This window comes from Ruegeria sp. CDSB029 (assembly GCF_059611125.1).
The window spans coordinates 15,075-29,241 of record NZ_JBXWOX010000012.1 but is presented as its reverse complement, the minus strand read 5'-3'; the positions used below and the strand labels follow the sequence as shown (position 1 = coordinate 29,241).

The window sequence follows — 14,167 nt, the reverse complement described above, 5'->3', positions numbered from 1 at the left end:
AAGCATGACATTCTGGCGCCCGCATAACGGTATCCGTGTCAAAGCCATCGGCTTGCATTGGCGGGGGGACCGCCTTCTTGCTGCCGAAGTCCCAAAAGACGACGGTCGCATCAAGGGTGTTCGTCCTTTGGGCGGATCGGTCGAATTCGGCGAAACATGGCGTGACGCGCTGAAACGTGAGTTCCGGGAAGAGCTCGATGTGACAGTTGAAGTCAGTGGGCAACCGCTGGTGATCGAGAACCTGTACCAGCATGAAGGGCATCAGGGGCATGAGATCATCTTTGTGGCCGAGATTCAGTGCCCCGAGCTTTTGAATTGGCCCGACGCGCCGATTTCATTCACCGAAGACAATGGTCTGAATTGGACGGCAAGATGGTTCAGTCTGGATGCTCTGGATATCGGCGGTCCAGAGCTATACCCGACCGGCCTGAAAGAGCGCCTGATCGATCGCTGATCCGTTCGTCTAATCGCCCAGCTTGGCGTGAACTTCGTCCAGATCAATCTCACCGATTGGCATCTTGTTGCCCGGGTTTTCAAAATCGTATTTGAACAGCTCGAAATCGTGTTTGTAGATCTCGTAGACCAGGTGCATCGAAAGATCGTCAAAGTAGTCCTCGACCGGATGCGCACGTTTGGGCCCGTGGCCTTCGGATTCATTGAAACGCGGGATTTCGGACAAATTCACAGCGTGCGGTGTCTCTAACCGATCAAGGACACTTTGCATTCCTTCATTGAACTGTTCAGTCCAGAAAATCTGATCGTATTGCCCACCATTCACGATGAAGGTCGAAACATGGCCGGACATGGCCGACCAGTGAATGTCAGGATCCATCGGACGCCGCCAGCGGATCGTATCACGAGCAAACAGCAAAAACCGGCGGAAACTGGCGATCTGATCAAACTCACCCTTACCGTCATCACCGCCAACCTCGATCCCGTAGTTGTAGATCAAGGTCGGCACCAGATTGCCCCGATACCGCTTGCCATTGCGCTGAATGCCGCAGATCTTGTCAAAGAATGAGCTTAGAATTCGGGTGTAGGGGTTGCGCACGCACGTAAAGGCCAGGGATTTGTGGTCCCGCACATTGCCCGAGATCTGATCCTGACTTGGGCCGAAGGCCCATTTGTGCATCCCGTCCTTCGCGTCATGGATATCACCGTCAAAAAACTGCCCGTGATCCGAATAAAACATGATCTGACCAATGGTCGAACAGGCGCATTTCGGCACCACACGGTAAACCATGCTCTCGCTTTCGGTCATCCATGTTCCGGGAAAACCCATCTGCTGTGCCTCCTTTGCTGATCTGGTCTCAATATTGACGCGCCAGCATTTGAAACCAAAAAACCAAAAATATTCTATTTATTCAATCGCTCATCCTCAGTATCACGGTTGGAAACGGGCAGAAACGGAAAACAATAGGCCAATATGGCAAGAATTGCCTACATTTTGCTATGTCACAAAGACCCTGACGCGATCATCGCGCAGGCAGAGCAATTGACCGCAGCCGGGGATTGCATGGCGATCCACTTTGACGCGCGGGCCAGTGCGACTGCTTACGCACGCATTCGCGAGGCTTTGAGAGACAATCCAAATGTCACCTTTGCCGCCAAGCGAATCAAATGCGGCTGGGGCGCGTGGTCACTGGTTCAGGCCACGCTGAATGCCCTGCAGGCCGCTGTGGATGCGTTTCCCCGCGCCACTCATTTCTACATGGTGTCGGGTGACTGCATGCCGATCAAATCGGCTGAGTACATCCACGACTTTCTGAACCAGCACGACGTTGATTTCGTCGAAAGCCATGATTTCCTGGAAAGCAACTGGATCAAGACCGGCATGGTTGAGGACCGGCTTATCTATCGGCACTATTTCAACGAACGGACACAGGCCAAGCTGTTTTACGGGTCTTACAATCTGCAAAAACGGTTTGGTCTGACGCGCGAGATTCCGTCAGACGTTCAGATAATGATCGGCAGCCAATGGTGGTGCCTGCGCCGCAGGACCATCGAAATGATTCTGGATTTTCTGCAAAAGCGCCCCGATGTAAAACGGTTTTTCTCGACCACCTGGATTCCGGACGAGACCTTTTTTCAGACTTTGGTGCGCCATCTGATCCCCAAGACTGAGATCGACAACCGCACGCCCACATTTCTGATGTTCTCGGATTATGGCATGCCTGTGACGTTCTACAACGATCACTATGACTTGCTGCTGTCCCAAGATTACTTGTTCGCCCGCAAGATCAGCCCCGAAGCCCATGAACTGAAGGACAGGTTGGGTCAGATGTACGCAACCGAAGGGATGACGTTTCACATCTCGGACGAAGGCCGCAATCTTTACAGCTTTCTGACCGGGCGCGGCCGGGTGGGGCGGCGTTATGCGCAGCGGTTCTGGGAGGCGGGCAATTCACTGGGCCCCGAGCGCGAAGTGTTTCTGATCGTGAGCAAGAAGTGGCATGTTGCCAAGCGCCTGGTGGATCAGATCGTCTCGGAAACCGACATTCCATGCGTCGAATACCTGTTCAACGAAGAAGACACTTCTTTGCCTGATCTGGGCGGCATTGAATCGTCTCTGGCCAAGCGCACGCGGCACCGGCGCGCGGTGGCCCGCATGCTGTTTGAAAGCTTTGATTCCAACAAGCTGGTCTTGTGCGTGGATCCCGCAGATCTGGATATCATTCAGGATTTCTGCTCGGTTCAGGCCCGCAGCCATGTTCTTGAAATCGAGTGCGAGTATTCCGACGACTATCTGATCGGTCACGCTCGCCGGGTTGGGTTGGCCGGGGACAGCAGTCCTCGGGAAACCGTGGCCCGTCTGATCCCGGCGCTGCGCAGTTCACTAGTGCACGAATCCGAATTGATCCGCGAGGCAGAGTTTGACGGATACCTGCGTATCCGCGAGACCAACTCAAATATTGAGAATGAGACCGCGATTGCCGAGTTTCTGGGCGTGTCGCGGGACAAGGCGCAAGCCATCATGAGCCTTGATTATCTTTTTGCCGATTAATCTGAAACGTCCAGCGGCGCTTTAAAGCGCCGCTGGATAATTGGTTCAAATGTCGAACTTGACGCCCTGCGCCAAGGGCAGCTCAGCCGAGTAATTCACAGTGTTCGTCTGACGACGCATATAGGCTTTCCACGCGTCCGAGCCGCTTTCGCGCCCGCCACCGGTTTCCTTCTCACCGCCGAAGGCTCCGCCGATCTCGGCACCCGACGGGCCGATATTGACGTTGGCGATGCCGCAATCCGACCCGGCTGCGGTCAGGAACTGCTCGGCCTCGCGCATGTTCAAGGTAAAGACGCAAGAAGACAGGCCTTGCGGGACGTCATTCTGCAGCTCAATCGCATCATCAAAATCGTCATAGCCCATGACGTAGAGGATGGGCGCAAAGGTTTCAGTTTTTACCACCGCCGTCTGGCCTGGCATTTCGACAATGGCCGGTTCCATATAGACGCCCGCAGGCACACCCTCGGTTACACGACGTCCACCGTGTACGGTGCCGCCTTCAGTCTTTGCGGCCTCAAGCGCAGCGGTCATGGCCGTGCCCGAGGCTTCGTCTACCAACGGGCCTATCAGCGTGCCTTCGACCAGTGGGTTGCCGATGGGCAATCCCGCATAGGCTTTTTTCAAACGGCCGACCAATTCTTCGCGGATCGAGTTGTGTACGATCAGGCGACGCAGCGTGGTGCAGCGCTGACCGGCCGTACCGACGGCCGAGAACACAACCGCACGGACAGCCATTTCCAGATCGGCCGAGGGGCCAACGATCATCGCGTTGTTGCCACCCAGCTCTAGAATGCACTTGCCAAAGCGTTGCGCCACGATGGGCGCAACGGCGCGACCCATACGGGTGGACCCTGTGGCCGAGATAACCGGAACGTCTTCGCTTGCGACCAAGGCTTCGCCCAGCGCTGCGCCACCGATCAGGGTTTGCAGCAGATTGTCCGGCGCATCGCCAAACCGGGCCAACGCGCGTTCAAAGATTTTCTGGCACGCCATCGCGGTCAGCGGAGATTTCTCGGACGGCTTCCAGATCACCGGGTCACCACAAACCAGCGCCAATGCCGCATTCCACGACCACACTGCAACCGGGAAGTTGAAGGCCGAGATCACGCCGACCGGACCTGCCGGATGCCACGTCTCCATCATCCGGTGACCCGGGCGTTCGGACGCAATGGTCAGGCCGTACAATTGACGCGAAAGACCAACGGCAAAGTCGCAGATGTCGATCATCTCTTGCACTTCACCCAAGCCTTCCGAGGTGATCTTGCCAGCCTCCCAGCTGACCAGAGCACCCAGATCGTCCTTGGCGGCGCGCAGTTCCTCTCCCAACAGGCGGATCAGCTCACCCCGGCGCGGGGCCGGTACTTTCCGCCATTCTTTGAACGCCGTTTTAGAACGGGCAAAGATGGCTTCCATGTCGGCAACGGGCGTCTCATGCACGTCGGCCAATACGCTGCCATCAATCGGAGACGTCACTTTGAGCGTGCCGCCGGTCAGTTCGGCCTCGGTCAGATCCAGATTGGCGAGGGTTGTTTGGGCTGTCATCACGATGTCTTTCATATCTCAGGCCGCCTTGTTCTGTTCGGTTACGTCGCCGGCGCGATAGAGCCGGCCAAATTCGGTGTTCAGGAAATCGGACAGATTCACCTGTTCCTGCCGGACAAAGCCCTTCGAAGGCAGCGCGCCGGTCCGCATCAGATCAACCACGCCCAGAACGCCTGCGGCTGTGGTGACCTGAATGGCGCTCCAGATCTGTCCGTTAATCGTGCGGGCAAAGCTCTTGTTGATCAGGGATTTCTCGCGCAGCGCGCCATCGATCATGCCTTTTGCGGTGCAATAGACCAGCACCACATCCTGATCGGTGCGCGGCAGCGCGGTCTCAAAAATATCCTTCAGCAGATCGCGGCGATGTTCCAGGCCAAGGTCCTTGAGAAGCAGTTTCAGGATATCGCAATGGCCCGGATATCGGATTGAGCGGTAGGACACCGCCCGCGCCTTGCCGTCCAGTGTTTCGGGCAAAGTGCCCAAACCGCCTGAGGTGTTGAAACATTCGTACTCCACCCCGTCATGGCCAAGCAGCTCATAATCCTCCAACGGAGCGGTTTTGACTCGTTCACCATTCACAATGGCATCGCAAGGGTTGCAGTATTCGTTGATCAACCCGTCCGTGGACCAGGTCAGATTGTATTTCAATGCGTTGGTCGGATAGAGCGGCAGCGCCCCCACCCGCATATGCAGGCTGTCGATTTCATCGAACTCTGCTGCCAGCGATGCCCCTGCGATACCGACAAAACCCGGAGCCAGGCCACATTGCGGTATGAATGCAGTTTCACTGTCCTGCGCCAGTTCGCGCACGGCATTGGTGGCCGCGACATCTTCGGTCAGGTCAAAGTAATGCGCGCCAGCGGTCTTGGCCGCCTTGGCAATCTTCGGCGTCAGAAAGAACGGGGCCGCCGAGATCACGGCATCGAACTCACCCAGACCTTCGGTTAGTTGCGCTTCGTCGCTCACATCGATTTGCCGGGTCGAAATGCCCTGCTTGTTCAATGCTGATAACGCAGCCAAATCCCGATCCGCCACCGTGACCGAGTAGTTGGCCGATGACTTCAGCAAGGTCGCAATCATCTGACCGATCTTGCCTGCTCCGATGACACAAATGTTCCAGCTCAAAACGCGCCTCCTCTTTCATTTTTAAAAGTATGAGGCCGCTTCTGTCCGAAACGCAGGGGCAATCTTGACGAAATCGCGGTCATACCTGTCATATTGACGGAGATCTTGTCAATTTGCCGTGTTACCTGTGCGACCCTCCGCACTCGGCGGTACGATGAACGACGTGATCACCCCATGGCAGCAACGCAATTGGTCCAATCAACAACGTCAGTGATTTTTATATTCAGATATTATACAGTGCGCTCAATTGGACCCTTTTGTTCGCGCATATCAATGTGTTCAATCGGTCCGCCCAGCGCGGGAAATTACGTCAGGCCGGTTTTCTATTCTGTATGACCGATGGGTGCCTGACCCAAAAACAAGCTACTGCGTTGGGTCTTTGACAATTTTCACGCCGAAGTTCAGGGGGGACCAGACGTGCCTAAAGATCCAATTGAAAGCTCTCAATCATTCAATCCATCCCAAGATGATCTGAAATTGATAGATGAGGTCCTGCCATCCAAAGATCCATCAGTCATTCATTCGAAATTAGAATTCTACGAAGTATCCGAAGAAACAGTCCTGCCCTCAGAGGGTATGTTTGTGGTCCTTGGCGGCATGGTTCAGCTAAGGCAGGACAAAGCGGTTTTGGCGACCGCAGACAGCGGGGATTATTTTTACGAAGAACATCTCGAAATCGAGGACATTCCCGTCAGTCTTCAGGCGCTGGCCACCCCGGGCACCCGATTGGGCTATCTGCCCAAACACCAATGGAAGGCAATCCCGAAAAAGATCAAAGACGCCTGTGAAGATACGCTGTTTGGCGATCTGGTCAGTGTGCATCTGAAGAACTATCAACAGCCAATCAATTGCTGCAGCGTGACCGCCGCAGCCCTTAGCATGTCGGCGCTTGGATTCAGCTACGAAGTCAATGACATCTTTCGCGAATGCGGCTTGCCGACCTCGTTTGTCGTGAACGACGGAATATCGCTGGGCGAGCTATTCGATGTCGCCTGCACATTCATCCATACCCAGGACCTGCGCGATGTCATTCAGGTGCAGGCCTATTTCATGGATGAGGCCACGACATCCGTGGATCTGTTGCTTGAGGCAATAGACGAATCCAATCGGCTGGGTGGAAAGAACGATATCCTTGTGGCGAACTTTCAAGTCGGTGTCGCACATGGCAAGGAAAACATGCCGGGCGGCCATTTTGCCATTATCGCAAAGTGCAACCCCAGCACCGGCCTTGTGCATATGATGGACGTTCACCCGGAAAAGTACGGCAAGCTATGGGTGACAACCATCGATCGGTTGTGGGCCGGGATGACGGACCGCGATGGGACCTCGATGCGATCACGGGGGATGCTGCGGTTTTCGGCACGGGACGCTGTCAAAACATACCTGCAAACCCTGAAGCAGGACTGCAATTATGTCGACAGTACGCAATACCTGGCCAAGGACCCCAAAAAGCGGCGTAACCTGTTCCGACGGGCCAGCCCGAACATGAACTCGATGGGCGTTCTTGCCGAAAGTCTGGCCATCCTTGGGGATGAACAGGTTGACGAGGATAAACTGCTGAGGGCAACGCAAACCGATCTGGCCGAGGCGCTTAGCCGCGTGTCAACAGCCCGGCAAATGCACGCGATGGCGCAACGGTACCTCAGCCAGGAACCGGACGTGCATCTGGGCAGCACTTTCCGCAGCTATGCCAATCGTTCGGACAAAAGCATCAAATCACCCGAAGACTGGTTCCGCCACCAATTGCTAAGCCTGAACGATGACAAAGGTCGTCACCTGATGATCAATATCGATTTCAACAAGGTACTGGGGTCTGAGGTCATTCGCCCCCCGAAGAATGCGTTCCGCGAAACGGCCCTGTTGGAGGAGTTCTGGTGCCTGTGTATCGCATATAAAGAGGCCACCGATATGGTGACGGTTGTGGACATGAGCCCCGCGACCTCACAAGTCTGGCAAGCGCCACGCGGACATTTGTTCCGCGGTCTTCGGGACATTACGAAACCTGCGTTGCTGGTAATCGAAGAACGTGAAGCCCCAAAAGATCCGTCCGACGTAGACCATATCACCGAAAAAAACCCGCTTGTTCTGTTCTATGCGGATGAAGACCCCTGGTCCTACATGCTGCGCAGTATTCTGGCCAATATCGGCATCACCGACATCAAGCTGGTTGATGTCGAGGGGCACGGGGCAAATGTCATGAAAATGCGCAGGCAATTGATCGCTAGAACCGGCAAGGAAACGGTTCCATATCTGTTTTTCCAGAATGTGTTTCAGGGCACGCGCAAGGACATCGTAGACAGAATCCTTAATGGTCAATTTCAAAAAGACATCAAGAAGGCCGGATTGCCGGTTCTGCTGCGCAATGAATCTCCCAGCCTGGACAAGAACATCTTTGGCTATCCCAAGGGTGGGCTGACCGATGCCCCCAGCGAAAAACGCAACGTATTGCTGTGTGCCTGCGGGTCTTCTGCCGCAGACAAGGTGCCGCAACTGGTAAAGAAAATTACCGCCGCTGGCCACAACGTGAAACTGATCCCGTCGGTTTCCGCTGAGAAGTTCTTTCGCGATATCGAGATCGAAAAGGGCGTCGAGATTGAACGGGGGTACGAGCCGGAAAAGGTCGAGGACTATATCTCGCACAACGACTATTACCGCGACGACGACGAATGGAACTTTCGATACACCAAGTTCGGCATGCCCCTGCGCGCCTCGCACCTTGCGTTGTGTGACTGGGCCGATTGCGTGATCGTGGCGCCCGTGACCTGCAATACAATGGGTAAGATCGCCAATGGGATTGCCGACAACCTTCTGACCTCGGTCTTTGTTGCCTGGCAGTACCGGAACAAACCGGCGATCCTTTGCCCGGCGTGTAACACCAACATGTGGAACAACGTCACAACCCAAAGGAATGTCGAAAAGCTGCGTGATCTGGGTGTTGATTTGGTCGGTCCCCGCAAAGGGCGTCTGTCAAATGGCATGATGGGGATCGGCATGATGGCGACCCCGGACCAGATCATGGAGGTTCTGGACGAAGCGTTCGAAGAACTGGCCGATCAGGAACACAACATCTGCAAATGGGCGCAAGAAGCCGCCGCATCGGATGAGTTCGAACAATGGAATCGTGTGTTCGAGGCGATCGATAATGGCATGGCCGGGATCGACATCGTGGATGACCACAATGGCGACACGCTGTTGCACTACGCAGCAGGCGGCGAAGGCGAGCTGAACGAAAACGGACAGAACCTGGGCAAACCTGATCTGGAGGCTGCGCAAGAGCTGATACGGCGCGGTATCAACGTGAATGCGACCAACGATCATGGATTTACCAGCCTGCACGTGGCGGTGATGAACAACTCGGTCGAAATGGTCAAAACTCTGCTGGCAGCGGATGGCATTGATGCCAGCGCTTGCATCCATTTCCTGCAAAACGCCCATGACATCGAAGACGCCAAAATATCAAAAGACGTGCTGGCCATGCTGGATGACTGGGCCAACAGCCACACGCTGACCGAGATTGAGGAAGAGGGCGAAGACGATGTGGTTGATGACCGTGAGCGCACCTATCTCTACTTTACCTATGGTTCGTTGAAGAAAGGCTTCCCGAACCACGAAGCCCACGCCGATGTGCTGGATGATTTTGTTGGCAAGGCCGTGACGCGACAGCGAATGCCTCTGATCGTGCCGCATGAGCCGCATTGCGACAATCCGAACTGTGGCTTCCTGCACAGGATGGCCACGCTGGTCGACCAGAAAGGGCGCGGCCATCCAATATGCGGAGAAGTGTATCGGGTGACCTCATCGGGCCTGAAACAGCTAGACCAGCTCGAAGGTTACCACGGACCCGGATCACCCGAGAATGTCTATGTCCGCAAGCGGATCAATGTGCTGATCAACGGTGTGAAAAAACCCGCCTATGCCTACGTGATCGCGCAGCCCACCAAGTATCTGGACCAGTTGGATCAGGGCGCAGCCGGGGTTGTCGGGGAATACACGCTGGACATGGCGACAGGCACACAAAAGCCCGGTTGGCAGCCGCCCGCCTAGTTTTGAACCTGAATCCCGGCCTCATCCTTAGGGATGTCCTTGAGGCTGAGGTTATAGGCCGTGATGATCACCATGCACGACAGGACAAAGGGCCAGAAGCAGGCCTTGGGAATCAGGTTGTCTTTATAGTGGATGAACCACAGGGACGGCACGGCCTCGGCCGCAAAGAAGTAGGTGTTTACCGACACTGCCAGCAGCAGGAAATACATCAGGAAAAAGAACGATTCCATGTAGATCACGGGCGATCCGGCGAACCCTTCGCGCAGTTGTACATGCGCCAGCAGGATCACGAAAAACAGGACCGAACAGGTGCCGATAACGCTGGACGTACTGAAATCGTGCCGTTCCACCAGATTGGGGCGTCGCGTGACCGTCATGACGGCCCCGAACAGCAGCATCGTCACAACAATCAGGGGGATCATGTGAACGATAAAGGCATTCGCAAAGTTCCGTTTGATGACGAAATTATAGTGCAGCTCAGGCAGGTTGGTCTGATATTCGTTCTTGCCGATGCCCAGGGTCGTATCCAGATCGGACAGGCGATAGTCGAAATATGTGTTTTCACGCTCCCATGTTCCCATGACAATCCGGTTGTCGATGCCAAAGATATCGTCCGGCCCCGTGGCCGGATAGGCCGAAAAGTCAGGGATTAGAGCCACATTTACGTCAAACTCACCCGGCCAGAAACGGACCCAGACGGTTTTGTGGTCAAAAGGATAGCTGGTATAGTCAAAGGCCTGGCGCAAGGTCTGCTCAAAGTACCAGCCGATCAACTCGGACCCGCCCTGATCTATCCTGTAGGCTTCTTCAATCAGGCCACTCGCTGCCTCGGCAGCTTCCGGCAGGATGAACCCCACTTCGCCTTCGGCTGGTTTGATGGCGTCATGCACACCATCCTCATAATGCTGCCAGATATAGCCGCTGACATGCACATCGCTGGCACCGGTAAAACTGAAAGATTTGATGAATATGCCAGTTTTGACCTGATAGCCTGGCAATTTGGGAAGGTCTTGCAGATAAGCGTCGACCGACGCCTGATCTGGCAGTTGCGTCGGATCCTCGTCAAAATAATTCAGTTCAATCCAGAGTTTGAACAGAACAAGGGCCAGACCCAGCGTAACAAAACCCGAGATCAGCCAGACTTTCTTTTCTATGCTCATTCAGCCCCTCACCTGATTAGTCCAGCGGCCCGACCAGCGATTGTTTGATGCCCAGGTCCTGAAACCGCGCCTTCAATTCATCGAACCCTTCATGTGCCGTCAAAGGAATACCCCAACCCCCACATTCAGCCAGTGTTCGAGCCTGCAGGATCGACAGATCGACCATCGGCAAAGGCTCATCTGCAGTGAAAGCGGCCAGGGCATCCGCGTATCGCGTGGCTTCGTCCCACTGCTTTCGCGCCAGCATGACGGCAGCGGCGTCCGTATAGAAATGAAGATGGCTATGGCCAACACAGCCTTCGGCGATGATCTTCTCGCCAAGCTTTAGGTTATCATCTTGCGTCGCGGGGTCCTCTTCGGCCATGGCCAAAGCTGACAGCGCTTTTGGTCCGACGAAATTCCGACCGTGTTCAAGGGCAATGCCGACCGCGCGGCGACCGGTTTCACGCGCCTGTTCCAGCTGCCCGGCATAAACCTGCGTGCGGGCAAGATGTTCCAGCGCCTGCGCCTCTAGGCGTTTCGCTCCAACGCGGTTCGCGATCTCGGCAGACAGGGTAAAGACGTCCAGCGCCTGATCTATTTCCCCTAAGAAAGTGTGCGCAACGCCCAAACAGGTCTGCGCCACGCATTCTGGAACAAAGGCGAAGTACTTCTGTGACACTTCAATGGCTTCCTGCGCATCCAACTTTCCTTGCGCTACATCACCGGTATAGCTGCGCGCGACGCTCAGATTGTGCAGGTTCGCGGCCAAATCGCGGACCAAACCCTTTTCTCGCGCCCGTTCGACTGCCTGCGTGTAGAACCCTGTCGCAGTTTGCATCGTGGCATTCATGAAATTGGCATCGCCAAATCCACTGAGCGCACCAACCTCAAGCCGCGCGGATTCAAGCTTTCTGGCCAGTGTTAGAGCCTTTTCGTTACTCTCAAGCGCCTTTGTCACCTGCCCCAGCGGGAAGTATACATTGCCGCGCACATAGTTGATCTGAGCAATGTCGCGGTCAGACCCGCAGCGTTCCGCAGCTGCCTCGGCAATGTCCAGACTTTCCAGAGCTTCCTGATACAGGCTGGCCTGCCGCGCGGCCTGCGCCAAGCCGATTTGCGCCCGGCAGATTTGTTCATCCGTCTCGGCCAATTCTGCGGCCTCTTTGAATTCACGCAGGGCATCATTGGACAGGCCCTGCAACCGGTGCGTCTCACCCCGGGCGCAGAACAGATCAAAGCGAACCCCTGCGGGTGCTGGCAGTTCCAGCCCCCGTTCGATCAACGGGCTGGCATCGTCGAACTGAAAAACCTGTATCAGCTTGTCCGCGGCTTCCAGATAAGCCTGGGCCGCATGGGTCGCACCCGCGCGATCCAGATGCTGTGCCCGCAGAGTGGCGTCACGGTCCTCAAACCAACTCGCGGCCTGACGATGCAGGCGGGCGCGTTCAGATTTCACCAAAGTTGCATAAGATCCGTCGCGGATCAGCGCGTGGGCAAACATCAGATCGGCCTCAGCCTCGCGGATCAGGGCAGAGCGGATCAGGGTCGAGGTATCCAGATGCCCTTCACCCAGAACAAAATTCAAAACTTCGGGCGAGAACCTCTGCCCCAGCACGGATGCCGCCTGAATCGACGTTCGGCTGGTCCGGTCCAGCGAATCCAGACGGGACTGAACAATGCCCTGAATGCTGCCGGGAACGGATTCCTGTTTCAGCACATCGATATTGCGCAATAACTGTTCAAGAAACAGCGGATTGCCTCCGGCGCGTTTCACGCAGGCGTCTAACAGTTCCGGGTCGATCCCGGTGAACTCTTCGACCAGTTGTCGGGCTTGTTCGTCCCCCATTGGCGCCAGTTCCAGCTTGGATATCAGGGCACCATCCGTCGCAAGTTGCCATTCGCGGTCGATCGGATCGCCTTCCACGCGGCTGGTCATTAGCAACACGCAGGGCAGATTGCGCGTCATCGCCGCGATATGGGCGCAAGCTGTCAGGATCTCGGGTGAAGCCCAGTGGATATCCTCGATATGGATCAACAAAGGCGTTTTTTGGCTGCGGGCCGAAATCAGGTCGTCTATAACCTGACGTCGCCCCCGCAGACGGGTTGCATTGTCCATCACCGCATAGACCTCAGCCAGACCGGGGTCTTGTTCAAGCTCCAGCAGCGCATTCAAGTGCGCGGCATTCGCCGCTGTCACCCACCCCTTGCTAATCGCGTCCTTTGCTACAGAGGCACAGGTTTCCGTATCATCCGTCGGCTCCAGCCCCAGAATACTGCGTGTCACGGATTGGATGGCTGAATGCCCCTCGCGCGTACCGAAATCCATGACCACGCCATTGTGGACGGAATAGGACAGGCTGTCAGCCAGCTCAGCCACCTGTTCGGACAGGTGCGTTTTGCCAATGCCCGGCTCGCCCAGTACGATATGGACTTCACCCTTACCGTGCCGCTGGCATCGATCGAACGTTGCCGAAAACAGGGATAGCTCTCGTTCTCGGCCCACAAAACGATGCCTGCGCGACCGGATGTTGCGCGCCATCCGGTCCAGCCGCCACAGCTCAACCGGATCACCAAGGCCTTTGATCGCCTTTTCGCCCATCGACTCACCGACAAAAAGCGGCCCTAACGCTCGCTGAATGTCATGTGAAACCAAAGTTTCCCCCGGCGCCGCCATGTCGGTGATGCGCGATGCCAGGTTCACACCATCACCGGTCACGGTGTATTCCGTATGCGCCTGACTACCTGTCGTACTGGCAATGACCTGTCCTGATGCAATCCCGATATGGCAGGTCAGCGGCGGGTTCAGGCCGGGCAGAACCGTGTGAATTTCCAGCGCGGCCCGCGCGGCCCGTTCGGTATCGTTTGTGTGCGAGATCGGCGCGCCGAACACGGCCATGACCGCATCGCCTATATGCTTGTCGATCCGGCCACCGTATTTTTCGACGACCTTGTCCACCCTGGTGAAGAAAGCGTTGAGCAGCGCGTGCATGTCTTCGGCATCCAATTCGCTGGTCAACCGGGTAAATCCGGTCAGATCGGCGAACATGACTGTCACCTGTCGCTTCGCAGGCTCCAGCGATTCCTCAGGCAGAAAGGGCGGGGCGGTTTCGAACGTCTCAAGCTCGGCAATCGCGCGCAAAAGCCGCCGGCGGTCGCCGACAGCAGTGACTCCGATTTCGATCAGGTCTTCACCCGTTAAATCGGGTAAAATTCCAAAATCAATTTTGTTATCCAAAAAGGCTTGCGCGTAGTCAGATAATCCAAGTGCGCTTAGCCAGTCCCTAAGGTCCTGAGACATTTCGCCCCTCTG

The 14,167-nt window shown here is 55.8% G+C and carries 8 protein-coding genes; 3 read left to right on the top strand and 5 right to left on the bottom strand.

Annotated features, from left to right (window positions below; translation table 11 throughout):
• Nucleotides 1-4: 4 nt before the first annotated feature.
• Nucleotides 5-454, top strand: a complete 450-nt coding sequence (locus AC2FI8_RS14810; RefSeq protein ID WP_496779861.1) for an NUDIX hydrolase — start codon at nucleotides 5-7, stop codon at nucleotides 452-454.
• Between the two features lie 9 nt (nucleotides 455-463).
• Here the strand turns inward: AC2FI8_RS14810 and AC2FI8_RS14805 are convergent, their stop codons facing one another.
• Nucleotides 464-1,282, bottom strand: coding sequence for a sulfotransferase family protein (locus tag AC2FI8_RS14805; RefSeq protein ID WP_109311313.1), 819 nt, complete (start codon nucleotides 1,280-1,282; stop codon nucleotides 464-466).
• Between the two features lie 144 nt (nucleotides 1,283-1,426).
• Between AC2FI8_RS14805 and AC2FI8_RS14800 the strand changes: the two genes are divergently transcribed.
• A complete protein-coding gene (locus AC2FI8_RS14800; protein WP_496779859.1) occupies nucleotides 1,427-3,004 on the top strand; it encodes a DUF5928 domain-containing protein in 1,578 nt (525 codons plus the stop codon).
• Nucleotides 3,005-3,049: 45 nt separating this feature from the next.
• Here the strand turns inward: AC2FI8_RS14800 and amaB are convergent, their stop codons facing one another.
• The gene (gene amaB, locus AC2FI8_RS14795) at nucleotides 3,050-4,546 is read right to left on the bottom strand and encodes an L-piperidine-6-carboxylate dehydrogenase (RefSeq protein WP_496779857.1); all 1,497 of its coding nucleotides are present in this window, start codon (nucleotides 4,544-4,546) and stop codon (nucleotides 3,050-3,052) included.
• 18 nt (nucleotides 4,547-4,564) lie between these two features.
• On the bottom strand, nucleotides 4,565-5,671 hold the full coding sequence (locus AC2FI8_RS14790) for a saccharopine dehydrogenase family protein (protein ID WP_496779855.1): 1,107 nt from the start codon (nucleotides 5,669-5,671) through the stop codon (nucleotides 4,565-4,567).
• Between the two features lie 417 nt (nucleotides 5,672-6,088).
• Here AC2FI8_RS14790 and AC2FI8_RS14785 point away from each other — a divergent pair, with 417 nt between their 5' ends.
• On the top strand, nucleotides 6,089-9,715 hold the full coding sequence (locus tag AC2FI8_RS14785; RefSeq protein WP_496779853.1) for a flavoprotein: 3,627 nt from the start codon (nucleotides 6,089-6,091) through the stop codon (nucleotides 9,713-9,715).
• On the opposite strand, the gene AC2FI8_RS14780 is transcribed toward AC2FI8_RS14785, so the two are convergent.
• Both AC2FI8_RS14780 and AC2FI8_RS14775 read right to left on the bottom strand, forming a co-directional pair.
• The gene (locus AC2FI8_RS14780; RefSeq protein WP_496779851.1) at nucleotides 9,712-10,875 is read right to left on the bottom strand and encodes a hypothetical protein; all 1,164 of its coding nucleotides are present in this window, start codon (nucleotides 10,873-10,875) and stop codon (nucleotides 9,712-9,714) included. The two genes, AC2FI8_RS14785 and AC2FI8_RS14780, sit on opposite strands and share 4 nt — an antisense overlap.
• A gap of 16 nt (nucleotides 10,876-10,891) precedes the next feature.
• Complete coding sequence (locus tag AC2FI8_RS14775; protein ID WP_496779849.1) at nucleotides 10,892-14,155, bottom strand: adenylate/guanylate cyclase domain-containing protein; 3,264 nt, start codon at nucleotides 14,153-14,155, stop codon at nucleotides 10,892-10,894.
• Between the last annotated feature and the right edge of the window lie 12 nt (nucleotides 14,156-14,167).